The organism is Rhizobium sp. Root482, from assembly GCF_001426565.1.
Classification (GTDB): Bacteria; Pseudomonadota; Alphaproteobacteria; order Rhizobiales; family Rhizobiaceae; genus Pararhizobium.
In genome coordinates this window covers 1-24,565 of the sequence record NZ_LMFA01000002.1, presented here as the reverse complement: position 1 = coordinate 24,565, position 24,565 = coordinate 1, and the positions used below count along the sequence as shown (strand labels likewise).

At 53.6% G+C, this 24,565-nt stretch carries 24 protein-coding genes, 1 tRNA gene and 1 pseudogene; 17 read left to right on the top strand and 9 right to left on the bottom strand.

Annotated elements, in window-relative coordinates; all coding sequences use genetic code 11:
- Positions 1-118: 118 nt before the first annotated feature.
- Together ASD31_RS03440 and ASD31_RS03435 are read left to right on the top strand one after the other, a co-directional pair.
- Entirely contained in the window at positions 119-568 is a 450-nt protein-coding gene (locus ASD31_RS03440) for a phasin (protein ID WP_056329447.1), read from the top strand.
- A 187-nt stretch (positions 569-755) separates the two neighbouring features.
- Positions 756-832, top strand: a tRNA-His gene (locus ASD31_RS03435).
- A 117-nt stretch (positions 833-949) separates the two neighbouring features.
- On the opposite strand, the gene ASD31_RS03430 is transcribed toward ASD31_RS03435, so the two are convergent.
- Together ASD31_RS03430 and ASD31_RS03425 are read right to left on the bottom strand one after the other, a co-directional pair.
- Complete coding sequence (locus tag ASD31_RS03430; RefSeq protein ID WP_056329445.1) at positions 950-1,303, bottom strand: hypothetical protein; 354 nt, start codon at positions 1,301-1,303, stop codon at positions 950-952.
- Between the two features lie 325 nt (positions 1,304-1,628).
- Positions 1,629-2,681 carry a PIN domain-containing protein gene (locus tag ASD31_RS03425; RefSeq protein ID WP_056329442.1) on the bottom strand — a complete coding sequence of 351 codons (1,053 nt, stop codon included), beginning with the start codon at positions 2,679-2,681 and terminating at the stop codon, positions 1,629-1,631.
- 255 nt (positions 2,682-2,936) lie between these two features.
- Here ASD31_RS03425 and ASD31_RS03420 point away from each other — a divergent pair, with 255 nt between their 5' ends.
- The 4 genes from ASD31_RS03420 to ASD31_RS03405 all read left to right on the top strand — a co-directional run bounded on the left by ASD31_RS03420 (position 2,937) and on the right by ASD31_RS03405 (position 4,660).
- Complete coding sequence (locus ASD31_RS03420; RefSeq protein WP_056329440.1) at positions 2,937-3,230, top strand: hypothetical protein; 294 nt, start codon at positions 2,937-2,939, stop codon at positions 3,228-3,230.
- Positions 3,227-3,463: a hypothetical protein gene (locus ASD31_RS03415; RefSeq protein WP_056329437.1), complete on the top strand. Its 237-nt coding sequence runs from the start codon at positions 3,227-3,229 to the stop codon at positions 3,461-3,463. The genes ASD31_RS03420 and ASD31_RS03415 overlap by 4 nt, the downstream gene beginning before the upstream one ends.
- Before the next feature lie 499 nt (positions 3,464-3,962).
- Positions 3,963-4,283, top strand: coding sequence for a hypothetical protein (locus ASD31_RS03410; RefSeq protein WP_056329434.1), 321 nt, complete (start codon positions 3,963-3,965; stop codon positions 4,281-4,283).
- Positions 4,280-4,660: a hypothetical protein gene (locus ASD31_RS03405; protein WP_056329432.1), complete on the top strand. Its 381-nt coding sequence runs from the start codon at positions 4,280-4,282 to the stop codon at positions 4,658-4,660. Before ASD31_RS03410 ends, ASD31_RS03405 begins: the two co-directional genes overlap by 4 nt.
- On the opposite strand, the gene ASD31_RS03400 is transcribed toward ASD31_RS03405, so the two are convergent.
- Positions 4,654-5,187, bottom strand: a complete 534-nt coding sequence (locus ASD31_RS03400; RefSeq protein WP_156392495.1) for a hypothetical protein — start codon at positions 5,185-5,187, stop codon at positions 4,654-4,656. The genes ASD31_RS03405 and ASD31_RS03400 overlap by 7 nt on opposite strands.
- A gap of 233 nt (positions 5,188-5,420) precedes the next feature.
- Between ASD31_RS03400 and ASD31_RS03395 the strand changes: the two genes are divergently transcribed.
- The 3 genes from ASD31_RS03395 to ASD31_RS03385 all read left to right on the top strand — a co-directional run bounded on the left by ASD31_RS03395 (position 5,421) and on the right by ASD31_RS03385 (position 7,183).
- The gene (locus tag ASD31_RS03395) at positions 5,421-6,026 is read left to right on the top strand and encodes a hypothetical protein (protein ID WP_056329426.1); all 606 of its coding nucleotides are present in this window, start codon (positions 5,421-5,423) and stop codon (positions 6,024-6,026) included.
- Between the two features lie 388 nt (positions 6,027-6,414).
- Positions 6,415-6,822 carry a hypothetical protein gene (locus ASD31_RS03390; protein WP_056329424.1) on the top strand — a complete coding sequence of 136 codons (408 nt, stop codon included), beginning with the start codon at positions 6,415-6,417 and terminating at the stop codon, positions 6,820-6,822.
- 10 nt (positions 6,823-6,832) lie between these two features.
- Positions 6,833-7,183, top strand: coding sequence for a hypothetical protein (locus ASD31_RS03385; protein ID WP_056329421.1), 351 nt, complete (start codon positions 6,833-6,835; stop codon positions 7,181-7,183).
- Positions 7,184-7,211: 28 nt separating this feature from the next.
- Here ASD31_RS03385 and ASD31_RS03380 read toward each other — a convergent pair whose 3' ends face one another.
- Positions 7,212-7,403 carry a hypothetical protein gene (locus ASD31_RS03380; RefSeq protein WP_056329419.1) on the bottom strand — a complete coding sequence of 64 codons (192 nt, stop codon included), beginning with the start codon at positions 7,401-7,403 and terminating at the stop codon, positions 7,212-7,214.
- A 157-nt stretch (positions 7,404-7,560) separates the two neighbouring features.
- On the opposite strand from ASD31_RS03380, the gene ASD31_RS03375 reads away from it, so the two are divergent.
- Positions 7,561-8,778 carry a pentapeptide repeat-containing protein gene (locus ASD31_RS03375; RefSeq protein WP_056329416.1) on the top strand — a complete coding sequence of 406 codons (1,218 nt, stop codon included), beginning with the start codon at positions 7,561-7,563 and terminating at the stop codon, positions 8,776-8,778.
- A 40-nt stretch (positions 8,779-8,818) separates the two neighbouring features.
- Here the strand turns inward: ASD31_RS03375 and ASD31_RS03370 are convergent, their stop codons facing one another.
- Positions 8,819-9,859, bottom strand: coding sequence for a toll/interleukin-1 receptor domain-containing protein (locus tag ASD31_RS03370; protein WP_162251132.1), 1,041 nt, complete (start codon positions 9,857-9,859; stop codon positions 8,819-8,821).
- Positions 9,860-10,073: 214 nt separating this feature from the next.
- Here ASD31_RS03370 and ASD31_RS03365 point away from each other — a divergent pair, with 214 nt between their 5' ends.
- From ASD31_RS03365 to ASD31_RS25735, 4 genes are all read left to right on the top strand, one after another.
- Positions 10,074-12,851 carry a class I SAM-dependent DNA methyltransferase gene (locus tag ASD31_RS03365; RefSeq protein WP_056329412.1) on the top strand — a complete coding sequence of 926 codons (2,778 nt, stop codon included), beginning with the start codon at positions 10,074-10,076 and terminating at the stop codon, positions 12,849-12,851.
- A gap of 2 nt (positions 12,852-12,853) precedes the next feature.
- Positions 12,854-14,905, top strand: coding sequence for a DEAD/DEAH box helicase (locus tag ASD31_RS03360; RefSeq protein ID WP_056329409.1), 2,052 nt, complete (start codon positions 12,854-12,856; stop codon positions 14,903-14,905).
- Positions 14,898-16,100, top strand: a complete 1,203-nt coding sequence (locus ASD31_RS03355; protein ID WP_056329406.1) for a GIY-YIG nuclease family protein — start codon at positions 14,898-14,900, stop codon at positions 16,098-16,100. The genes ASD31_RS03360 and ASD31_RS03355 overlap by 8 nt, the downstream gene beginning before the upstream one ends.
- Positions 16,101-16,187: 87 nt before the next feature.
- Positions 16,188-16,634, top strand: coding sequence for a hypothetical protein (locus ASD31_RS25735; protein ID WP_156392494.1), 447 nt, complete (start codon positions 16,188-16,190; stop codon positions 16,632-16,634).
- 18 nt (positions 16,635-16,652) lie between these two features.
- Here ASD31_RS25735 and ASD31_RS03350 read toward each other — a convergent pair whose 3' ends face one another.
- Both ASD31_RS03350 and ASD31_RS03345 read right to left on the bottom strand, forming a co-directional pair.
- Entirely contained in the window at positions 16,653-18,071 is a 1,419-nt protein-coding gene (locus ASD31_RS03350) for a hypothetical protein (RefSeq protein WP_156392493.1), read from the bottom strand.
- 59 nt (positions 18,072-18,130) lie between these two features.
- On the bottom strand, positions 18,131-18,622 hold the full coding sequence (locus tag ASD31_RS03345) for a hypothetical protein (protein ID WP_056329401.1): 492 nt from the start codon (positions 18,620-18,622) through the stop codon (positions 18,131-18,133).
- A 125-nt stretch (positions 18,623-18,747) separates the two neighbouring features.
- Here ASD31_RS03345 and ASD31_RS03340 point away from each other — a divergent pair, with 125 nt between their 5' ends.
- Complete coding sequence (locus ASD31_RS03340) at positions 18,748-19,302, top strand: hypothetical protein (protein WP_056329399.1); 555 nt, start codon at positions 18,748-18,750, stop codon at positions 19,300-19,302.
- Between the two features lie 248 nt (positions 19,303-19,550).
- On the opposite strand, the gene ASD31_RS03335 is transcribed toward ASD31_RS03340, so the two are convergent.
- Positions 19,551-22,406 carry a TrlF family AAA-like ATPase gene (locus tag ASD31_RS03335; protein ID WP_162251131.1) on the bottom strand — a complete coding sequence of 952 codons (2,856 nt, stop codon included), beginning with the start codon at positions 22,404-22,406 and terminating at the stop codon, positions 19,551-19,553.
- A gap of 765 nt (positions 22,407-23,171) precedes the next feature.
- A pseudogene (locus ASD31_RS27045) lies at positions 23,172-23,375 on the bottom strand (ATP-dependent DNA ligase); the annotation flags it as partial.
- 406 nt (positions 23,376-23,781) lie between these two features.
- Here ASD31_RS27045 and ASD31_RS03325 point away from each other — a divergent pair.
- Both ASD31_RS03325 and ASD31_RS03320 read left to right on the top strand, forming a co-directional pair.
- Positions 23,782-24,222, top strand: coding sequence for a hypothetical protein (locus ASD31_RS03325; RefSeq protein WP_056329392.1), 441 nt, complete (start codon positions 23,782-23,784; stop codon positions 24,220-24,222).
- The coding region (locus ASD31_RS03320; RefSeq protein ID WP_056329389.1) for a hypothetical protein at positions 24,219-24,565 on the top strand (347 nt) is incomplete at its 3' end. The genes ASD31_RS03325 and ASD31_RS03320, both read left to right, overlap by 4 nt.

Here is a 24,565-nt window from a genome sequence, read left to right as displayed (position 1 = left end):
CCGCCGGATATCGATTGTGCGTCGCACAAATATGTTGCATTGCACAATAAAATATCCTATATGAGCCGCATCGCACAAAGGGCGCCTCGAAGAGGGCCCTCAACAAGGAGCGCTGATCATGGCTACCAGGAAAACAGAAGACGCTTTTTCGCTTGCCTCTTTCGACCCCGCAAAGGTCACCGAGAGCTTCCGCGATTTCGCGGAAAAGGGTGCGGCCCAGTCGAAGGAAGCCTATTCCAAGATGAAGACCGCCGCCGAAGATGCAACCAAGACCGTCGAGGCAACGCTTGAAAGCGCACAGTCCGGTTCCGTCGAGCTCGGCCTCAAGGCCATCGACGCGCTGCGGACCAATGCCGAAAATTCGCTGTCGCATATGGAAGCCCTGATCGGCGTGAAATCCGTTTCCGAGCTTTTCGAAGTGCAGACCGCCTTTATCCGCAGGCAGGCCGAGCTTGCCATGGAACAGGCAAAGACGATGCAGGAAGCAACCCGCAAGGTCGCCGAGAATGTCACCAAGCCCGGCAAGGACGCTGCCGAAAAGGCAATGTCCGGCTTCAAGGCCAACTGATATCCGGCATCGGTCGCGGCCAAAGCCCAACGGCAACGGCCGTGCCGCCGTCCGACCTTGATGAACCGGGTGCATGCCACCCGGTTTTTTCACTGAAAATGGCAAGTTATGACTTGCAAAAAATGCGGACTGCCCGTATTTGACCCCGGAAAGCGCGACTTGCTCCGTCCTGTTCGCTTTTGATTGTGCGGTTGTAGCTCAGTTGGTTAGAGCGCAGGTTTGTGGCACCTGAGGTCGGAGGTTCGAGACCCCCCAACCGTACCATTCAACTCTCTGAAAACATTGAGAGTTCGTAAGCTGAAAATATCGGTATAAATTTTAGAATAAATCTATACCGATCCTATACCGATCTTGCGAAAATCTTCGAAGTGGTCGTCAACGCTATATGGGCGTCAATCGCGGCTCGAAGTCACCCGAATCGTACAGATATTCATCCTGACGCTGCTCAGTCGCACGGTCGCTTTTATAGCGCAGCTCGCCCTCTACGCCGATATCTCGTAGGATTGCCAGCGTCGCGGCAGCGGTTTCCTGATCTGATGAGATGCAGTAGACGCAGACCATTGAATGATCTCGGGCTTTCTTAACCGCAAGCAGCTGTCCCTCAATTGCTGCGTCCTCAATCTCCTCCCATAGCGGGCCGGGATGTTCGATGATCCATTTGCCGCTCGACGCCTGATCGCTGTCAGCGATGATCGACGAGAAGCTTGTTGTGGACATTGTCGGAAACCAGCGCATCGTCCCCTCCCAAGTTTATGACGGCTCCACCGTTTGCCATGATAAAGCTGCTTACCTCGACCGCAGCTGCATGCCGTGACGGGCGTCGTGTGCGGACGACCATGCCAGCGCCTCGCTTTCAAGCGACCGCCTGACCTTGACCAGGCGGGTGCCGGTACGAACCCGCGTGGTGACATAATGATCAGTCCGTCGGCGGAAACTTCCAAACGGTGATTTGGCCCGGCGGCCAGTTGAGCTGGGACACTGACCAGATGGCTAAGTCGATCCCTTGGATCAAATCGTCCAGTCTCGATTATCGATGCTACGTCCGGGCTAGCGTGAGCCTTCACTCAAAATAAGCTCGCTTAGTAAGGAGTTCCGTCTCCTTGAAATGTCCCGTGTCAGTGTCGATGCGGAGGTAGAGTTTCAACGTGTTGCGCTGCGTCACATGCTCAGCGGCTGTCGTTGCATAGTCCGGTCCCTTATCGGTGTAATCTCGCTCGAAATACATGTAGTCGACGGTAGCTCCCAACACACACGGCACGTCGACGATGAGGGATATCGTATCGGTGTCTATTGCCGCCAGGCTGTAGCCGTCGACTGCCATAACTTCATCCAGCGTTATATCTCTCACCTCGCCATCATCGAGGGTCCCAAAATAGACGCCGTCTAAGTACGGGACATCTTCGTTTAGCGCGTTGATCAACTGGTCATCGAAAGCGGGATGCGAGAAGATTGCGTCCACTATCGGCTCAAGTTCAATGTCTGCCTCTGCGACGCAGGAAGCCAAGAGTTCGTTGATCGTGACAAGGGGTATCAAGGATGGGTGTGCAGCCGCAGCCTCGCGGAATGCTATGTCTCCGCTCACCACGTACATTTTGAGCTGGTGTTTCGCGCAATAGTCAGCGAGCGCCTCCGTAACGAAGGCATCAGGAAACTCTTTGCTACCGCGCTTGCTGAACGGTGGTGCGCCAGCAAAATACTTTTCGAAGATTTTGCGTGGAGAAATCTGCATCGCCAGGATGTTGTCAGCTGAAAGTTCACTGACAACGACGTCGAGAAAGCCTCGCCATATGGCTTGAGTCAGAGCTTCTTTATCGATCTCTGGTAGCTCGGGGCAGTCGGTGGTTAGTTGCGAAAATCTCCTGAGTGAGTGACTGACTTTCTCTAGCCGACCTGCTTTGTCGGCAACCTCCTCACCAATTTGGCGGTGAACTTCTGCAGACGTTATGTCCGTCATGTGGACGGAGATGCGACCCGCCTCCACGTAATCTTTCAACGCTGTAAACTGCGAGTTCCGAACGTTGAAGCCAGCTCTCCGGTAGACCTCTGTATCGAAGAAGACGTGGCGGGTTTTAAGGGGCTCTGCACTTTGTCGTGTCGGCTTGGAATTCACCATTACCCCTTAGTCTCCCTAGAATGCCTATCTGAGGTAGCAGGGTTCCAAGCTCAGGGAAATCCCTCTAAGTATGCGTTCAGAGACATATTCAGCAACAAATATGACTCCTGAGACATAAATTAACGCAACCTAACTCGTTGTGCCCGCAACCCATTTTAATTTATTTTACGTTGCCGTAGACTCCCAAAACGTTGACTGGACTAGGCGCAACGAAGCCGGAGTGAGTGTTGACATGTCGGACAAAAAAAACTTGCGATGATCACGACGCTGATCGAAGATTGGCAGGCTCGGTCGGCGCTGGTGAAGGAAAAGCTGCGGCTTAAGTACGTCCCGTTTAATCCGACGCCTGAGATGATCGAACAGGCTGAAGCTTTTTTGTCTCTACCGAATGGTGAGCGGTCGCACAGGTTGGAAACCGCCCACAACGACGAGGTGGAATTTCTGATATCGCTGGAGACTGCTCGCGCTCTCTATGAAAACCCGCTCGAAAAACGTGATGGCTCGATCACTGAGGCCAAGGTCGCTCGATCTCCTGAGCGGTATAGATGAGCGCAACCGTCACAAAGATCACCGCAGCAGATATCGTCGCATCCCTCGCTCACAAACGAGGCCTTGCGATCTCGACCGATCCGACGGACCTTCTGGCCGATCACATCAGCGCTTTATGTGAATTCGAAGGGGACGACACCCTTCGAATGATCGCGGACCTATTGCGCGAGGGTGTCCTGACAGTCGAGCAGGCTAACCAGCTGACCTTGATGCACGTACGAGAGCAGTCTTGATTCCGCTGCATCCGTGAACGAAACATGAACGGATGCGACGTCGCCGAAGCATCGACCTAACACGCACTCCGGACCCTCCGCATGTGGAGAGGCCGCAGGAAGTTGCCGACCTATATGATATCGCAAGAAAATTCCACGACCTGTCAGGTTGGGCGTTGATTGGCGGGCGGTGCGCGAGGTGTGAGCGCGAGGGATGGATTGATCGAGACTGGCTGGAGGCTTGGTATCCCAATGTTGTGATCGTCGACTTGGCCCCTAAGTTGCGTTGCCGCAAATGCGGAAGCAAGGGTGGCAATGGTTGGATTTTAGGCAAGCCATTCCGCTGAGATGAAAACGTAACAATTCGCGAGCAAACTCCTTTTTTTGTCCCTTAAGTTACAAGTCATTGATTCGGTACCGCTTTTTTTCGCAGGTCGATAAAGTTTTAATGTTGACACGGGAGTCTTGTTAAGGGCTGGTACCGGAAGTTGTCCTCGCGAGTTTTGAACAGGAGAGTTCCATGGCCCAGCATCGCTCAGTTCCTTGCCCAGCTACAGCAGTCGCGACTCAGACTGGTGCAATCTTTTCGATGCTGGCTGCGGGTGCCGTCTCAGCGCATATGAATGGCGTCGCAGCAGTAGCCGCCCGCCGCGAGGAGTATGCTTCGCAGGTATTGTCGCACCAGCTTTCTGATGCGGTTGAAGCCGCGCACGAGTGGGCGGATTATGCCAAGCGTCTGATCGTAGAAAATGAGCGCCTCAAGGCGGAAAACGCCCGCCTGAAAGAGGTAGCAGCTCAGCGTCGTGGCGTCATCGAGCGTATGCGTCAGGTGGCGGCATGATCAAGCAGCAGATGATGTCGCCTGCTGTGGCACTGCACCATTGGAGGTTGAACGGGATGTCGATGGCGCAGGTGCTGTCGCAGACTGGCTACGTGCGCTGGTCCGATCTTGCGGCCGATCATGCGGAAGCTCTGGAAAACCAGGAGATTGCGATGCAGGATATGCTGATGTCGCCTGAGGAGCGCCAACGCGAGGAAGACGTCGAGGCACTGTGGGAGCGGTATGGCGACTATCTGCGTGAGATGGTGCCGCCTGCAGAGTATGCGGATGAGATCGAGCGTCTCTTGCCTGTGATTATCGCGACCTGGCAGCTGAATGACGCTGCCAGGTCGAAGCCTTTTCGTGATGCAGTTCGCCGTCGTAAGTCACTTCAGTGAACGTAGGCGGGTGGCCGTTCGATTCCGCGCATTCGAAAATCCGAAATCCGGTCCGTTAAATCAGGTCCGGATTTTTTCCTCTTAAGGGGCACGCTAGGCAGCCCAGGAATGGAGTCTTCCTGACCGGCAAGAGCTGCGGCTACCCGGAACTCCGACTTTTCGTCGGCCAGGATTTTGATCTGATCGTCGGTAAGGCGGACCTCTAGCCAATCGATTTGATCGGTGGAAAGCCTGGTCAAAGGGATCGAGTCCCTTTCATCCTTGGTTGCACGTGCCCAGGCCAGCACGACGCGTTCAGGCGACGACAGCATATAGTCTGCTGCCTTCTGCTGATTTGCTGCTGCCTCCTTAGCGTCGTGGGCTTCGTCGATATCCGGTAGGTCGAGTGTCTTAGGCGGCATTGCGGTTCCACCACCGCCGCCACCTGGCAGCCACGACCACGCGGTCTGCCAGCACCAGTCCGCGAAACTCCACAGCCCGGCCACACTACCCTTCGCGAGGTTGGCCATTGCCATTATCAGTGCCATCAGAAATCTCATTTTCGTCATTTCCCAATTCTTCGAGGAACTGAAGAAATCGTTGGCTCCGGCGGCGCATTTCACAAATGACAGCGCGGCAATCACACATCATGAAAAATATATTCAGTTGACGACACCAGCACTCGCTAAGTGTCACCCCGATTACGCTCACACAGCCTACCTGCGCCCATAAAATTCCCGCCAAAGACTTCTCTATGTCCAACGCCTGACGGGAGATAAACATGGCGAAAATGTTGACATTGACGAAGAAGGAAATCGAAGATCGCACCTTATACTACATCGGTCGGCTGAGTGAGCACGGTGACTGTCGCGACAGCGCGGCGCAGGACCTGGAGGTATCTCGCCGCACGGTCGATGGATGGTGCGGGCCTGCCGATCCCCGCGTGATCCCGTCGCAGAAACTGCTGGAGCTGATCACTGAGGTAACCTTCCGTGATCTGTCCGTCCTAAACTATTCCAAAATCGTCGACATCTACGACGAGGCCGGAGAATTCCTGGGCGCAACCAACCGTGTGCCTGAAGCCCTGTTCCTGGCCGACATGCAAGGCGGATATATCCAGCGGCGTCCGATTAAATATGACCGGTTCGCAACCGATATCGTGATCTCGGAGCAACAGCGTGTCCGCTCTCAACTCCGAAAGATTATCCATTCTGGCAAGCTCGCGAGGAAGCAGATTTGTTCGGTGATGGGCTGTGACGAGTATCGATTGATTGACATGATCAGCGAGGTGGGCCGACACAATTTTGGAGTTCAGCCGGACAGCTTCAAGATCAGCCTGCTCGAAACATACATCCGCGCCCAGGCTGTAGAGGAGTTTGCAGCATGAAAAGCCAATCCCTCTTATAGCCAACACCCAATCCAGCGGCATATCAATTGAGCATCAGCGTTTCCTTTCATCGCTCAACAGGGCCATGGAAAAGATGCTGGCGTCCGGCAAAATCAAAGTCCGACCTTATGGTGATCGCCCGACGGCACCGACACAGCCGGAGCCTGCAGCCGTTCCGGCATCCGCACGAGTAGCCACGGCTCCAGCACCGCGACGCGCGCCACCGCCTCGACCCGCATTCAAACGGCCGTCTGCGCTGAAATGAAAAAGAGGCTCCGGAAACGGGGCCTTTTTCCTGTTGCGCAAAAAAAACCAATTTCTGATTCGTAATGGACTCGCCCGTTCACTAATTGGGCTGCACCTCAAGTACCGCGTGAAAGGGTGCACCATGGCTAGGCTTAGAAAATCAGATTTCCATCGGGTCACGATTCTCGATCCAGAGACGATCTCCGACATCCCAGAAACGGAACGGCCATATCACTGGTCACTAGGCTACAGTCGGAAGGTCGAAGGAACGCTCGTCGGCTATTCGGCTGCAAAAGGGTATCTCGGCAAAGCACCCTCGCAGTATGAAGTCATTCGAGAGCTGATGGAAACCCGTGGCTATCGCACCGAGCCGGAGTCCGGAATCGGCGCGACGTATGAGACGACCAGATGGCCACATATCATCGATATCGCATTCTTCAGAATTCCTGATGAGATTGCGGCTCTGGATGCTGGGAAAATCGAAAGGTGGCTCGACAAAGACCCACTCGACTACCTGATCGACGTCGTCCGAATGTATCAAAATTGCTGAGGGTTACACGATGACGAGACCCCAAAGCTGGTTTATCGCAACGCGTCCTGGCCGATTGAAGATCGAGACATGGGGCCAGACGGACGACGATGTCATCTATTGTCTGAGCGACAACGACCACTGCTTCTACTCACTGCAGAAGTTCTCTTACACCGATATCGATTGGCACGAGGATCGTTACAATTGCCGGATCAATACCGACGCATCCGATCATAACCAGGTCGTCGAATTCGATATCTACGAGCTGCCGAGCAATGTTTATCCGTCCACCATGGAGTGGATGCAGAACTGGTTGCTCAAACATCAGCCGACGCCTGAACCAGTCAGAACACTTAGGCTTTGTAAGATCGAGTCGAGATAGGCATGCGGAGCCTGGAAAGCCGGGCTCCTTAATGCCCTTCGACAATCCTTTTGACCGCATCCAGCCTGCTGCGGCAATCGGCACCGGCCCGGGCCAACTGGTCAGCAAATTTCATCAGGTCCTTCACGGTCACGGATGTCGTTCCGTAGACGGTCTCGGCCGACCACGTCAGCAGGCTCTTATGTACCTCGATCCAGTGGACCTGGACCTGGGTGATCACCTTTGGCTCCGTTGTCTGGCAGCCAGCAGGTCGATAATTCGCGAGATGCTGCCCCACCCTTTCCGAATCGGCTGACCAATGTCAGCTTCGCAGCGCGGTCGGGCCCAGCCAGGGGGCGGGAAATATCAGCCAGGCCAAGTGATTGCTAGGGGCGAGTATGGATCATAAGCGAGAGTTACGGCGGATTCTTGCTGCCATAAGAAACAAAGAATGGGAGCCACGGGAAAGCTCGGGGATCATAAAGCGGGCGCTGAATTCACTTTCGAATCCGCCCGCTGTTGGATTGCTCAACGCACTTACCGTGCTGGGTCTGGTGATCGGTCTGCTTGCGTACTGGACCGATCTGAGCAGCCAGCGAGAATCTCGGACGTTCAACGCTTGGCAGCTCCTCGCCATGAAGCAGGCAGGGGGGTTTGGCAGGCGAGAGGCCATCGAATTTCTGAACACTCAAGACTGCTTCGGCGGCGGGGCAGGCCCCATATCGGACCTCCTGTTCCAGACCGCAGAAGATGACTACACCCCCAGATGCTGGTTGGGGTGGGACGGCGATGGGCTTCTTACCAACAGTACCGGTGAACAGATCGGCCTTAGCGGCCTGAAACTTGCCGATGATCCCGGGCAGGTAGGTGTCCAATTACCCTATCTACGCTTTGTTCGGGGCCGGATTTCGGCGGCGGAACTTGCTTTTACCAACCTCGGTGACTCGGTATTGGATGGTACCTACCTTTATAACGTCAATCTCAGCTCCTCAAATTTTGCGTATGCCTCCCTACGCCATATGTCCAACCAAAAAACACGCTTCGACTGCGGCACGTTTCTGGGCGTGCAGGCAAAGGGCTCTTCCTTCCTAGACGGCAACTTCGACAATATAGCAGGGCAAGAAGCCTCATTTGATGCAAGCTCATTTGAAGAGGCAAGCTTCAAGAACGCAGGCCTACAGCAGTCATCATTTGACGGAGCATCTTTTCGGAACACGTCCTTTGAAGACGCCCGTTTGAGCGGTGCTCGTCTGAGAAACGTTAGCTTTGATGGCGACGTCGATTTCACGCGGGCTGACCTTGAAGGCGCAACCGTCATTTCCACGTCCGACGGCGACGCTTCTTCGTCGGATGAAGAGCAATCGGAGCTTTATGCATCTCGGCTCGACTTTAGTGGAGCGTATCTAGGCGACGCGACGATCAACATCCAAGGTAAGTATGCTACCGCTAGGTTCGATAGTGCTTGGGTTTGCGAAGGCCAGCGGTCGAACGTGGTTGTAAACGGGAGCGAGGTCCAAATAGCCTCTCGACATTGCGAGGCCAATGTACCGAAGTCCCTTGAGAAGGAAAATCAGTGCGACAGAACGCACGCGCTGCTACCGCATCGAGACTACTAAGGCTGTCGCGCAGCTTGGCGTCGTCCTTCGGCTGCACGTTCTAAAAATAATATGCTTCCCAAAAGTCTTGGGTGAACGGTTCGATCAAAAGGTCAGGGTGTGCGTCAGCAGCATCTTGAAGGGCGTTAGCTTCACGAACCGCGAACTCGTCAATTTCCCGCAGGGCGTCCTTTAGCTTTCGCATCTTTTGCGATTCCCAATTCGGCTGCGGAAATTCGCCGTTTTCAAGGAAACCGCGTCGCGAAGCTTCGTCGAATTCATCTCGGTCGCGACCTATTGCCCTGTATGGCTTCTCATAGTGATCGCTCATGAGGAAAACCTTGACCTCATGATAGACACGTAAAGCATTAAGCGCCGTGCGTACCGCTTCCACCTTTTCATCGAATTGGCCCGTGACATCTGCACTGGAGGTTCCTCGGTAGGACGCCTTCAGCTCAGCAACAGCCTTTCGATCCTTCAACTGTTCCATATCTAACAACTGCGTCTTGAGGTTCGCGATCTCCTGCTCGCTCGCATCAAGCTCACTGTGAGCTTCAGCAAGTTTCGCCTCCATAACCTGAAGTTTCTCTGTCGGCACCATTGTCGGCCCCGACATCCTAGCGACAAGCGGATCGATGCTCGCCAGAAACGCTCTGCGCTTGACGTCCCATTTCGTGGATGACTTTGCGTCGAGCAGGACCTCCTTCATAAGGTGATCGCGCAGCTCATTGAACTTGATGTCGTCTGTGATCCGCGACACTTGCGTCCCCAACAGAACATCTCTGACGTCGTCATACCCGAGAGGGGGGACCAATATTGGAAAAATGTAGTGTGATTTCACCCATGCTGCGCCGAGTTCGCTAAGGCAAAACTTACTCTCGAAATATGCTGGGGTTAGCAGAAGGATGACGACCTTCGGTTCAAGCATCTGTTCCTTCATGAACGTGACGAAGTTTTTTCCGGTGGGAATTCCATAGCCATCCAGCGATGAGCAGAATATTTCGACTTCTGGGACACCGATGCCATCTTCTATAAGCTCAACAATTTCGGCAGCAATGGCAGCGTCCTTGGTGGCGTGGCTGACAAAGACGGACTTGCTCATCATTTCCCCCTGCTTCGACACCGGGTATATCATTGCCTCTGGGTTGCATCCAGTTTTCCGACGGCACCAATTATTGTTCTGGTCGCTCAGGGGACGCATCGCGGCATTCAGTGTTGGAGAACCCATATCCCAGGTAATAGAAGTAGATGACTAAAGGGCGGCCAGTCTTTATTCATCGTCGTTGGTCCTGCATCGCGTACCTAGGGAGAGTGGGTTGAACGCTTTTGAAATCGAAGAAGCTATCTCGGCACTTGCTCAGGAACCCTTCGACGCCGCAGAGTTTCCGTTCTCGTTCCTGCAAGCCTTCGGAGCGAAAGATACAACGATCCGCCGCCTGAGGAGCGGCGACACCAATAAATCCGACGTCGGGGGCGTCCTGCAGACCACCAACATTCATCTAAAGGTTGCGCCGCCGGGCACGGTTTCGGAGACCCTTAACCTGCTGAAGGCCAGCCCCGCTACGACGCGAGCCAAAGCTAAGTTCATTCTCTCGACTGATGGCGCAGAGTTCCAAGCCGAGGACTTGAACTCCGGCGAAGTCATCGTCTGTGATTTTTCCACTTTTCCCGAGTTTTTTGGCTTTTTCCTTCCCCTTGCAGGCATATCGACAGTCAAGCAAATCCGCGAAAGCAGCTTTGACATCAAAGCTACGGGTCGCCTGAATCGTCTGTATATTGAGCTGCTAAAGGACAATCCTGAGTGGAGTACATCTGCGCGTCGCCCCGAAATGAATCACTTCATGGCAAGGCTCATTTTCTGCTTCTTTGCCGAAGATACAGACATCTTCACAAAAGAGACCCTGTTCACCTCGACGGTTGAGCAGATGACAAGCAAGGCCCCGACTGAGACCCACGTTGTGATCGAGGGCGTGTTCAAGGCAATGAATACTCGGCCGGAGGATCGGGCGGATACCAATGTGCCGCGCTGGGCGAGCGTGTTTCCATATGTAAACGGCGGGTTGTTTTCGGGGTCGACTGAGGTCCCGGTTTTCAGCAAGATCGCCCGGAGCTACCTCCTGCATATCGGCGGCCTGGACTGGCGGAAGATCAATCCAGACATCTTCGGGTCGATGATCCAAGCCGTCGCGGACGACGATGAGCGTGGCTCCCTTGGGATGCACTACACCAGCGTGCCCAACATTCTGAAGGTCCTCAACCCTCTCTTTCTCGACGATCTTCGCGAGAAGCTTGAGGAGGCGGGTGACAATCCGCGCAAACTGCTCAATCTCCGTAGCAGAATGTCCAAGATTCGCGTTTTCGACCCGGCATGTGGTTCCGGTAATTTCCTGGTCATCGCCTACAAACAGGTGCGCGAAATCGAGGCCGAAATTAACAGTAGGCGAGGGGAGCCAGAGCGTCGAACAGAAATTCCGCTTACGAACTTCCGAGGCATCGAGATACGCGATTTTCCGGCTGAGATCGCGCGGCTCGCGCTGATAATCGCCGAATACCAGTGTGACGTGCTCTACAGGGGACAAAAAGAAGCTCTCGCAGAGTTTCTTCCGCTGGACTCCAATAATTGGATCACCTGCGGCAATGCCCTACGCTTGGATTGGCTGCTGCTATGCGCTCCGACGGGCACCGGCGTCAGAATCCGAAGCGACGATTTATTCGGGACGCCGCTTAATCAGGCAGAAATCGACTTCGAGAATGAAGGCGGTGAGACCTACATTTGCGGGAATCCTCCCTATCTCGGCAGCCAATGGCAAACTGCCGAACAGAAGGACGACTTACGCCGCATTTTCGAGGGGCGGACGAACAATTGGAAGTCCCTCGACTACGTCGCTGGTTGGTTCATGAAAGCCGCAGATTACGGGGTTGCCACTCGTGCTGCAACGGCGCTGGTTTCGACAAACTCGATATGCCAAGGCCGACAGGTTGAGACGCTTTGGAAGCTGATATTGGGCACGGACCACGAAATCCAATTCGCCTACACAAGTTTCAAATGGGCGAATCTTGCAAGCCATAACGCTGGCGTTACCGTTGTTATTGTAGGGCTGACTAATAAACCATCTGTGGTCAGGTATCTCTACTCGGTTGATAGTCAGGGCGGGACCGTTCTCAAAACAGCAGAGAACATCAATCCGTACCTTATCAGTGGGCCAAACGTCGTGGTCCAGCCGTCATCCAAGCCTCTTGCCTCGGGCAACGATATGAGCTTCGGGAACATGCCAAACGAAGGTGGACATCTACTCTTGTCTTTGGCCGATGCAGAGGATGCTGTCGCAACTGAAGGCGTTGCCCCTCGGTTCATAAGGCAATTCGTGGGCTCTCAGGAATTCATAAGAGGCCAAGAGCGCCGTTGCATTTGGGTGACCGAAAGCGACTACCAGAAGGCAAACAAAAATGCTTGGTTGCATGACCGATTTGAGGCCGTACGCACTCAGCGTTTGAAGTCAGATCGGCCTACCACGAAGATGCTATCAGAGGTCCCATACCGTTTCGGAGAGGTTCGTCAAACAGGTGACGAGGTAATTATTGCAATTCCTGCGATAAGCTCAGAAAATCGAGACTATCTCCCATGTGGACTACTTCCGCCTGGGACAATCATGTCAAACAAATGTTACGCTATGTTTGACGCTCCCCTATGGAACATGGCGCTTATCGCCTCGCGATTGCACTGGGTGTGGATTGGAGCCGTCTGCGTTCGTTTGGAGATGCGTTTCTCGTACTCCAACACACTGGGCTGGAACACTTTTCCAGTTCCCACCCTGACAGATAAGAACAAAGCTGATCTTACTCGCTGCGCTGAAGACATCCTATTGGCACGCGAGGCCCATTTTCCCGCTACCATCGCTGACCTTTATGATCCCGACAACATGCCGCCCGACCTGAAGGCAGCGCATGAACGAAACGACGACGTACTGGAAGGCGTCTACATCGGCCGTCGTTTCAGGAATGACACCGAAAGACTGGAAAAGCTCTTTGAGCTTTACACAAAGATGATCTCTGGAAAATCCGCAAAGTCCAGCAACATAAGAATGAAGGCATAAGTATGAGCTTCGAGAAGTCTGTTCCGTCCGTCTCGGTCACTTACGCCCAGAATGGCAACTCAACCAAACCGAATGAGTTAGGCATGCGCGTCATGCAGGAGCGCGCATACGAGAAGAGGGGTGAGCAGTACCTCCTGATCAAATCGCCACCTGCCTCGGGAAAGAGTCGAGCCCTGATGTTTATCGCGCTCGACAAGCTGCACAACCAGGGCGTCCGCAAGGCGATTATAACTGTGCCGGAAAAATCAATTGGTTCTAGCTTCGCGGATGAACCTCTGTCGAAGTTCGGCTTTTGGACGGATTGGACGGTCGAGCCCCGGTGGAACCTCTGCAATGCGCCCGGCTCTGATGGCGGGAAGGCTGAATCGGTTGGTGTCTTTCTTAATAGTGACGACCCTATCCTCGTCTGCCCTCACGCGACTTTCCGCAATGCGGTCGAGAAATTCGGTATCGAGCGCTTCGACAACTGCCTGATCGCAATCGATGAGTTTCATCACGTCTCCGCAAATCCGGATAACCGTTTGGGCGCACAACTGGCTGAACTACTGGCACGCGACAAGGTTCATGTCGTCGCTATGACCGGCTCTTATTTCAGAGGTGATGCTGAGCCCGTACTGATGCCGACCGATGAGGAAAAGTTCAAAAGCGTCACCTACACCTACTATGAGCAGTTGAACGGATATAAATACCTGAAGACGCTGAACATTGGCTATTATTTTTACGCCAATGCCTATTCGGATGACATCCTGAAGGTGCTCGACCCCGACGAGAAGACGATCATCCATATCCCTTCTGTCAATTCGCGCGAAAGCACCAAGGATAAAATCAGGGAAGTAGAACATATAATCGAAGAGTTGGGTGAGTGGCAGGGAGCGGACCCGGTGACTGGCTTCCAGCTCGTGAAGACCGCTAGTGGCCGAATTCTAAAGGTTGCGGACCTGGTGGACGACGATGCGACGAAGCGCGACCGCGTGTCAGCGGCGTTGAAGGACGCCACCCAGAAGAACAATCGCGACCACGTGGACATTATCATCGCGCTCGGGATGGCGAAGGAAGGTTTCGACTGGATTTGGTGCGAACATGCACTGACCGTTGGCTACCGTTCGAGCCTGACTGAAATTGTTCAGATCATTGGTCGAGCGACCCGAGACGCGCCTGGGAAATCCCAAGCTCGCTTCACCAACCTCATAGCGGAACCGGACGCGTCAGAAGCTAGTGTTGCAGAAGCAGTCAACGACATGTTGAAGGCAATCGCAGCGAGCTTGCTGATGGAGCAGGTCCTAGCTCCTCGGTTCAATTTCACGCCGAAAGCGAAAGCGTCTGGTCCGGAAGATGGGTTCGATTACGGCGAGGGCGGATATCAAGAAGATAAATGCAACGTCGGCTTCAACCACGACACTGGGAAATTTCAAGTCGAGATCAAGGGTTTGGCGCAGCCTCAAAGCAAGGAAGCCGAGCGTATCTGCCATGAGGACCTCAACGAGGTAATCGCGGCCTTTGTCCAAGACCGGTCTTCAATTGAACGCGGATTGTTCGATGATGAGCTAGTCCCGCAGGAACTCACTCAGGTCCGGCTTGGTAAAATCATCAAAGAAAAGTATCCCTCACTCACGGAAGACGACCAGGAGGCGGTCCGCCAGCACGCTATCGCTGCCCTCAACCTCACGCAGCAAGCGAAAGCCGTCCTCAATCCTAATGAAGAGCAACCTCAGTCCGGAAATACCGCTCTGATCGACGGAATTCGAAAAATTGCATTGAGTGTTCTCGAACTCGACATCGACCTAATTGACACTATCAATCCTTTCGGCGAGGCCTACAAAATCCTTGCGAAGGAGATGAACGAGGAACGCTTAAAGCAGGTCCAAGCGATCATCACCGGCAAGAAAGTCCAGATGACACCGGAAGAAGCTCGTGACCTGGCTCGTCGGGCCGTAAAATTCAAGTCAGAGCGTAATAGGCTTCCATCGTTGACGTCGGCCGACCCATGGGAGCGGCGAATGGCGGAAGGGGTCGCGTTTCTCGCTCGGATGAAGGCGGAGGCCGCAAATGGCTGATTTTAGCGACGACGATGATGCGTTGCTCGCCGAACTCGGCGTCGAGGTGGAAGCGAAACGGACCAGCAGTCGCACGCCCAAGGAGGAGCGTATCGTAGCCGGGTTCGAGGAAATCCAGCGGTTCTTCGAAATTAATAAGCGTCTCCCACATCACGGAGAAAGCGCTGATATTTTCGAGCGGCTTTACGCTGTGCGGCTGGACCGGATACGTCAGTTCGAAAGCTCCCGCTCAATCGTTGAGCCGATTGATTACCAAGGCTTGCTGGAGATGCAGCAAGTGATGACCGATGCCGAACTCGAAGAATTGGATGATGACGCACTTCTCGCGGAATTGGGGGTTGAAGCAGCCGTTTCCGAGATAACCACGCTTACGCACGTTCGCTCGATCTCGGAAAAACGCGCGGCGGAGGAAATTGCCAACAGGGAGCGCTGTGAAGATTTTGACACTTTCAAGCCTCTTTTTGACCAGGTGCAGGCCGACCTCAAATCTGGTGCGCGGACTACGAGACCCTTCGTCAAAGACGCGGGCTTTCTCAAAGCTGAAATCACCGCTGGGCAGTTCTTCGTCTTGGGCGGCCAGACAGTTTATGTGGCGGAGGTAGGTGAGCTGATCAAAGCGCCAAATGGCGAAACTGATGCCAGACTACGTGCCATCTACTCCAATGGCACTGAGAGCAATATCCTGCTCCGGTCCCTTCAACGTGCCCTCTACAAGGATGATACTGGCAGAAGGATCACGGAGGCGACTGCTGGTCCGTTGTTTGCCGACGAAACCGATGATGGCGATCTGGCCAGCGGAAAAATCTATGTCCTGCGCAGTAAGTCCGAGAATCCTCTTGTCGCCAAGAACCGTGATCTCATCCATAAGATCGGAGTTACCGGAGGCAGTGTCGAGCGCAGGATCGCCAATGCGAAATTTGACGCAACCTTCCTCCTGGCAGACGTCGAAATCGTCGCGACATACGAGCTTTTCAACATTAGCCGCACTAAGCTCGAAAACTTGATCCATCGAGTGTTTGGGGCGGCTCGACTCGATATGGAGATCAAGGACCGCTTCGGGAAGCCCGTCGTACCACGCGAGTGGTTTCTGGTTCCGTTGTTCGTGATTGATGAAGCTGTCGAACGGATTCGGGATGGCTCGATTTCTCGCTATCACTATCGACCGGATCAGGCTGCTTTGGTTGAAGAGGGGTAGGCGGAGGAGAGGGCGGCTGCTACATATGGCATCGGTTCGCGTAGCGTGACGTGTTCTATAACTGAATTCCTTGGACGTCGAAAACCATTGAAGAGCCTGCAAAAAAGTCCGGCCGATCTTGCCGCGATGGCGCAAGTTGCAAATGAATACGACGTGATAATCGAGCATGAGTGCTCGGGAACGATCACGCGCGTTCAGCCTGCTTCCGCTTACAACGGCTTCCAACCAAGCCGAGGCGGTACAAACGTAACTCTTGATCCGTTCGAGCCGATCTGGCCGCCACTGAACTATCGGGAAGCCTTTACGCTCAGAACTTTGACTGAAATAGGTGTCGATCAAATAGCCTATTCTTCTTTAATCAGATGGTGCGATCCGGAGACAGTTAAAAAACTCGCTGCCAGGGGCTATATCATCGCTAGACCGCCGGGCAGAAAAATCTCTGATGACGAGATCAGATTGACCGACGAAGGGCTGCTTGCTTGGACCGCTGCACTTAAACACCGGTCTGTTGGCCGTTGTGAGAATGAAGTGTGAGGAGATTCGATACAGAAGCTAATCTTGTCCGAGCTTTTTAAGTAGCGCAGTCAACTTCTCGTCCGTTTTGAGGTGTACCAGGAACTCCTCTGCCGCTTGGCTCTCCTCAGCCCACCCAGCGATAATAGCAAGCCCTGCGGTGGAACACAGTGACAGCAGCAAGCGAAAGCGAGGCGATGCGTCCCCTGTCTTTCGGGCAAATGCAAGTTCGTGCGTGAGCGGCAAATCAAATTCATCACGCGAAGCGAGCAACCAACCTCGTCCGCGCAAACTGCCTACTAGCGCCTGAAACTGCTCACCTATTCCAAGCTTTGTTGTCACCTCCTGAATTTTCCGCCACCTACCATGCTCGTTAGCAGGCCAGATGCTGGTGCAGAATTCGGCCTCCAACTCGAAAGCCTCTGCGATGGTGATCCTGCCATCTGGCATTGCGAAGTTCTCGGTGGAAAAGGCGTCGATCCACGCGATCCTAGCCTGTAACGAGCCGAGCCAAGGTTTCGGATGACGCCAAGATTCATTGAGGGCCAGATCATCTCCGTATTCGAGACCAAGCTCGTACGTGTTATTATTTCTCAACATCCCGATGCAGTCATCCAAACAAAACACGACTATGGGTCGAGGCGCTAACCGAGGTCTCGCGGTTCTTCGCTGAGCCAGAGCTGCTAACGCTTCGCTGGCGCTCTCATACATGTATTCCCGGATCGACCCCCGCTCTTCCTCCGTCCACTCGACCTTGTGATCTACCGGAATGGGGATGAAAATCGCCGTGTCATCCCCGGCCACTGTAATATAAGCCCCTACTGCAAAGAAATGGTCATCCGATGTGTTGGATGATCCAGAGTTGATGTTCCTCATCAACGCAGGAATTCTGTCCAGCGCCTTCAACGCGAGCTTTCGGCGGATCGACTGGGTCATCGGTGTTGGAAGTCGCCTTGCGCGCACCGGCAATTCTACGGGCTCGAATTCGAAGGTCAAAAGCGAGAGCGCGGTGACGGTACCCCGGGAATTCCTGATCGGCCAGACGCGATCTATGTGAGGTTGGTCGAACTCGTAGGTCGTCGAGTAGGCTTTCTCCTGCCCGTCTACTTCGAGGACGATCACAGAACCGGTCAGTTGAGGGTAGATTTCGTATGTAAGGCTCTCCGCCTCGGAGAGCGCTGAGTAGGTATCCTCCGCGACGGTTGTTTTGGAGACAGTCGCGGCCTCAGAGATCGTGCATGGGTGCTTGGGCCAAGGCGGACCAAGTGGTGGGTCGAAAAAGACGCGGCCGCCATTGTGAGCCGCGAAGAAGAAGACATGTTCCTTGCAGACAGGGCATCGCGCGTTGGGATAGGTTACGCCGTAGCTTGTACCTTTGTACGACAGCAGGATTTCCCTGGGGCGACCGGATGCTCCTCCGTGGGACCATTCTTCGCGACTTACATCATGACTGCTCACCCAGAATGTCGTGCCGGACGAATTTGTCCGATAGTGGCCGGAGCGTCGAAAATTACTCACTACAACCCCCAGCTTTGTCCAGCCCTAGTTTGTTCAAAGCGAAATACCGGCAGCCGGGAGCCTCTCCTCAGCAGCTTCGACGACCGCTGCTTCAGATTAGGATGCCTGAGTGCTACGGCTTCAAACGTCAGTTCGGGCATCTGTCGTTCCAATAGCATAAAGAAGCCTTCCGACGGTTCCTTGCGCATGATCAAATCTTTAATGTCCAGCTCCCCGACGCGAGCGATCTTCGGGCGAGTGCGGCCTAGGCGCGTTGTTGTGCCCCGTTCCTTCGTAAGCGTATCCCCCAGGGCGTGGATACTCTTCCATACGTCATGCTCCAGCGTGCCAGGTTTTTCTGAAGGCAGAACCTCGTAGAGGCGAAGGGCGGCGGCGTGAGCCACCGATATCTGGCCGCGTTCTCGGGCATTGGCAGCAATCTGGCGGAGTTTTTTTGCATCGGCGCATTTCCCGATTATCAAAAGCGCCTTATTGACAGCGGTATCGGCCATTCAAGCTCCTTTCTGCAACGCGGGATTTGTAACATTCGCGTCCTAATTGAAAGGACCGCTCCTTAAATGTAAATATCGATTGCAGCGTCATAAGGCGATGGTGTGCGTATGAGGGAGAAAGAGCGATGTTAGATGTAATTCAGAAAGAACATTTTCAGCCTATGAAAAATGAGCTTTACCAAGCGTACGTTGCGGCTTGGTGCTTCAAAAGAAAAATTGAAAACCTGTCTCATCGCCTTGCAACCGAGACGCGAGAATTCCTGTTGGAGGAGCTGACCTCGCTTCGAGCATTGGCAAACGAGGTGGTATTGCGGCTTTGCAACCTCGATGACGATAAATCGCGATTCAGCTTCCACGCCGCGAACAAGGTGTTGGGGCAACTCTCAGGAGTCGAATCTGTCATGAAGAAGAAGTTGGCCGACGGAGTGAAAGATTACCGGAAGATAATCGGCACTCTGAAAACTCAACACCGAAATAGATACATCGCCCATTTGTCCGGAAACCATTATCCCGATGCCTTTCTTGTCACCGAAATGGTCGACGGCATTTCTGGTCCGCTCGGAGCTGCTTTAGATTTGATTTCGTTGATCTGGGGTGCGCGATTATCCTTTGGTTTCCATTTGGGTTCCTGGGATAGAACGATTGATTTCATCGCAGAGACTGCACCGACGCGGAATTGAGACGCTTCTCCGCGATCAATTCATGGCGAGGCTGTGTTATCCAGCGGTTCAGCGCGGTAAGTGAAGGCAACTCGGCTTAGCTTCCAACGCCTTATATTCGCCATCCCAAGTCCCTGGTGTCCAATAACATTCATTATCGGTCGCCAGGGCCGAACCAGACTGTACTGGTCAAAAATCCTGAGGTGTGACGTGAAGTGCCACGAATCTCTAGTCTTTCACAGGTGCTCGTGGCACATCGCTTACAGTGCTTAATTGGATGCTGAGCCGAACCGGTACTTGCGTCGACGCAGATCAAACGCTGTTTCGCCACCTTCCATTACCTGGGTGATAGAAGATTTCACGACATCTGTTTCTATCGCACCGTCCGCTTCGATGGAGACACGGGGTCTTTCAGAACCGGGGCGTGGATCAATCGGGGTACTCGCCAGCACAACAATCTTGTCTGCGTCGCCGTTGACGACCATATTCGGATTGTGCGTTGCGAATATCAGCTGTCGGTTGCTCTTGGACGACCTGATTAGTTCGACAATCCGCATAACGACATTGTTGTCGAGATCATCTTCCGGCTGATCAATGATGAGTGTTCCGGCCGATTGGCTTAGCAGCAATTCCAGAAGTGCCGACGCTTGCTGACCTTCTGAAGCCCTTTCGAATGGAATGTTCTTACCGTTTGCGTCAACGTAAGTGAGAACGATGAAATCACGGGGGCAAGCCGAGAGGATCGCGCCGAGGGATGCATCGTTGAATGCGTTGTATACCTTACTCGCTGCAAATGACGTCAGCCTTTCTTGGCCAAGAATGAGGTCGCCGATTTTATTCGATAATGCGGTGCCGGGTTCCTGAGGGGAGCCAGCCATGATCTTTTCACGATAGATTTCAAGAAGCTGATCGCCAATGGAAGTCCACCCCCCGGCGTTCGACTTCAGTACCTCGGAAATCCACGTTCCGCACTTCTCTGCGCTATCAGATATTCGGCTACCCGCCAGGAGCGCCGAAATTGATGCGACGTATTCCTCCGGAGTGGAGTCGGTCTTAACCCGCGCCTTAAGAACGTTGCTGGAGTGCCCGGCAACCTTGTCAGCCGCTGCAACAAGAATTTGTCGGCGTCTGGCAAGGTTATCCAGAAGTGTTTGCCTTGCTTTCGTTAACGCCTCGACTGCCCCCGCAGCATCTCGCATAGCTTTTTCCGCAGCGGCCACACTTTTTCTCGCTGCCTCCAATGCTATTACCAAGCGGGAGTTTTCGTCGATGATTGCCTTGTGCTTTTCCTGCTCAGTGACTGCGCTATCAAATTTCTCCTTGAAAACGCGTTGAAGCTCACCGAATTCTGTCTTGGCTACATCTTTTGTCGCAGCAAGTTTTTCTAGGTCCGCTAGGCAATCCTGAAGACGCTTCTGGATCGCTTCTTTCGTGTCAGCGACGCTTTTTCGAAGATCAACGACAATCGGTAGCTCCGCATCGAGCGTGACTTCGGGGAGTTCACCTAGCAATTTCTGCGACAAGTCGGTAACAATGGATTTACCAGAGGCAATCGCAGTCTCGACTGACTGCAAAAGGGCTGCGCCACTGGAATATTGAGGTGACTTATCGATTACATCGAGAGCTTCCTGGCTCACGCCTTCCGTTTTCAGGCGGTCCGCGACGTTGTTCGCTCGAAGTTGCGTTTCCTGAAGAAGTGCCGTCTTACGCTGAACATCAAGCTGTAATTGCCAATAAGCTGCGATTTGTTGAAGCGCTAAGGTGACGGATCGTCGGGCCGTGTTAATGTCTCTCTCGATCTCTCTTCGTTGCTCAACCTCTTCGGCTGCAGCGATCCCAGTGATCTGATCCGCCGCACTTGCTAGATCATTCATTGTGGAGGACAAGCCCTTTTGCTCGAAGGCGCGAGCGGGAAATTTCTGTTGGGCGTCCGACAGTGTCAGCTGCGACGTGCTACCCGTCACATCCGTAACGGTAATCGTGCCTCTGCTCGTAAGTTCGCGACGCCATTTCTCGGCAATACCTTCGCGCTCAAGACTGATTTCGACGTAACCTCCATCCGATAAGGTATCCTCGATCAGATTTGCACTTCGCTCTCTAGGCTTTGCAGTCTCAGTTGATGGAAGATCGGTGGATGTGCGGCCCAAACCAAAGCGAAGGTATTCCAGTATTGCACTTTTCCCTGAGCCTCGTCCGCCGATCAGCGCGTTAAAGCCTGGGTTGAATCGAATCTTGAGCGAGTCAGAGCCACAGAGGGTGGATTTGATTTCTATCGAAGATATTCGATCCCTGGGCTCATGCGGCGCTGCATGTGCGATCCGTGCCTCGTCTGCCAGGAGGGCTTGCCGCAATCCTTCTATTGTCGGCTCGCCAATCTTGATCCAACAGTCGTGAACACCAAGTCGTTCCCATCCGGCGCTTCGGTTGTCTCCTGTCGGCAAAAGAGCTTTTCGACGTCTGCCCCAATCGGGAATTTCCCCTTTGATCTTCTGCAACGTTACAACGTCTAATTCGGCAACCGGGCGCTCGATGTAGACTCCATCGCATCCCAGAGCAGCGAAGCGTAGAGCGTGTCCAACCTCATTCAAACTTTTATGAGAACCTTCGGGATTGCTGAAATGCGGAAACACCAAGCATGCTTCGCGAAGGTGCTCTTCCGCGACGACGTTCCCATAAAAGGTTGAGATCGTCTGCGATATCGGACTGATAATACACGTTTTCTCGTCAGCAGGGTCGGCAGGAAGGACATTCGTTAGCAGTCCGAGAGCTTTGGAATGAACAGCTGGTTTGCTTAACGGGTCAAATATGACGAGGCATTGTGAATTGTCGCTGCATGTCACCTCCAAGCCCGGAAAGAAAATGAAATCGTCATCTGCTTCAGCCAGTCCCTGCACATAATTAGACAGACATATGTCGTGGTGGTCCGTAATCGCCACGATGGAGAGACCTTTACCTTTCGCGGCAGTCAGGAAATTTCCAGCCCAGGCTTTTCTGGCGAGTTCCGTAGCGTCTGACCCGCCAGGCAACGCTTCGTTGCCTGTCCATGAGCGATCACGGGGCGTGTGACATTGCAGATCGGCTTTTCGCCAAATTGTGCCCGGGTGCATTCCCTTTGGATAAAACACTAGAATCCTCCATCCATCGCCAACTGCAATCATGGCGAGAATGCTTCGACAAACAAGCTAAATGTTGCAGATAGGCTTCACCTCGCTTCGCGACTTAACTTAGAAGAAATAACGCGTTCGGCATGTCGCTGGGTCACTCGGCCTCTCCAACTTGGCGCTGGAGAGATTTCAGCGACCCAAAAAGCGGAAAATGAAATCAGCCATGATCAGTGCGTTCATACTGTGCGGCATGGTTTTATATTCAACGAAGCCGTGGATGGCAGCATGAAGGTTGGGCACCGAATCAGCCGCAGCCTGTAGAAGAGGCGCGTCATCCCACACACTCATGTACATGTGGCCTTCAAGCGTCTTGAACAGGTTCAAAGGTGTTTGGACGTGTGGAAACGTGCCCAATGGAAGTCGGCCCACCTTGTCCGCAAATTCCGGCAGGCTGGCAATTCGCTTTCGCTTTCCTCCGTAAAGCTGGACGCTGGCACCACGTTCAATCTCCGGAAATAGAAGGCGAACGGTTGCTCGGTAGAATCCGGCACGATGGCATTTTAGCGCTTCATGGAAGGTGGTCCAAACCTGCTCATCAAGATTGTAGCGATCAACGCTATCGGTGAAATGCTGCTCAACCAGATCAACCTCTGTGGTGTAGAACCTGGACAGCACGTCGTGAACCTCTTCCGGGGTCATGTCTGGCTTAAGAAGAGACAGCGGCGTGGTTTGGTGCGGCGACTTCCGTTTCCACGCGAGCTTGTCCATTATCTTCCGCATGTGAATACCATCGAGTGCGTCTTCGAGCAGGTGCCACCTCGATGTATATTCCATCGACCTGAGTTCGTGGCCATCAAGGTAGAGAAAATCGAATGCATATAGCATAGCAGGGGAGGCCTGGTTTCCGCTGCGACGGCCTGAAGCCTCCAATGTCTTTTTGAAGCTGATTGAAATCTGACCTACCTGTTCGTCCAACACGACAGCTTCACCTGACGTCGATGAAGGTGATCGCTGAAGGCGCAACAGGCAATCTTGTAGCGGCAGGTATCGGAGCTATGATCGGCCCGATGCTGGGCGGCTAAGTACGCTCGGGAAGGATTTCTTAGTCGTCGAATTCGGAGCCAGCATGAAAACGATACTCACTGCCGGGTGTGTGATTGTAGCATGCGCAAGTGTGACCTCGGCCCAGACAGTCCCTGATTAGCAGCGCGCTCCCTCGACCTACCACCCGTCAGAACGCCGGACCGCACAGTTGAAAAAGCTAGAAAAACAAATGTTTCTGCGATAGGACTGTTGCAACCAGAACGCTACTGGCTGCAAAGCTCGTTGACGACCTGGAAAACGTTCGAGCGCAAACAATTTCTGAGCCTGAAGCGAAAATAGTAGGTGATGCAGCATGACTGGCACGGAAGGCGCGGAAAAAGCGTTGGCCAACAAGATCGTCGAGGCGGTCGAAAGGTATTGGAATGACGAAGAGTCACCGTACTTGCTATCCCAGCTGGCACCCAGCCTTGGCGACTATCGAGATATCATCACCCCTCAGACTCTGAAGCAGTACATCTCGACACTCAGCGACCGCGTGACGGTGGTGCAGCATTCGTCTAAAAAAGCGATGGTCGGCGTAATTCCTGCATCGAAGAATTATTCATTCGACCAACCTGCGAAGTTATCGCCCACCGTTGCTGAAAGCAGCGAGAGGAAGGCCCGCGCTCCGACACGGTCAACCAAGTACGCACTCATCAATTTTCTCGAAGCGTTGTCGACCCTGGACGATGATGATCTCAAGGATGTGGTCATTCCGGCGATTGTCCTCGCAAAGCTCGCCAAGACGAAATGACGGTCCAGTTCATCGCCGTCACTTCATCTGACGATGTTGCTCGATATGTCGGCTTAAAACGAACGGAAATCTTTCCCAAAGACCTTCGGAAAAGTCATCCTGGAATTTTCAGCCAGTTTGAGGTCTATGCGATAAAGGCCAAAACCGCTGCCGAGGCTCTGTCGGCGGTGTATGCGCACGCGTCAAATGATTTCGACAACGTCAAAGGCGTGTTCATGCTTATTGACGAACGGTTCGGTGAAATGGTAATCCCCCCGTTTTTAACGGGGCTCCGCAGTAGAATTCACGCGGCCATTTTCAGTTTCTGTGCGGGTGTTATGCCGCCGATGCCCATATTGGGCCG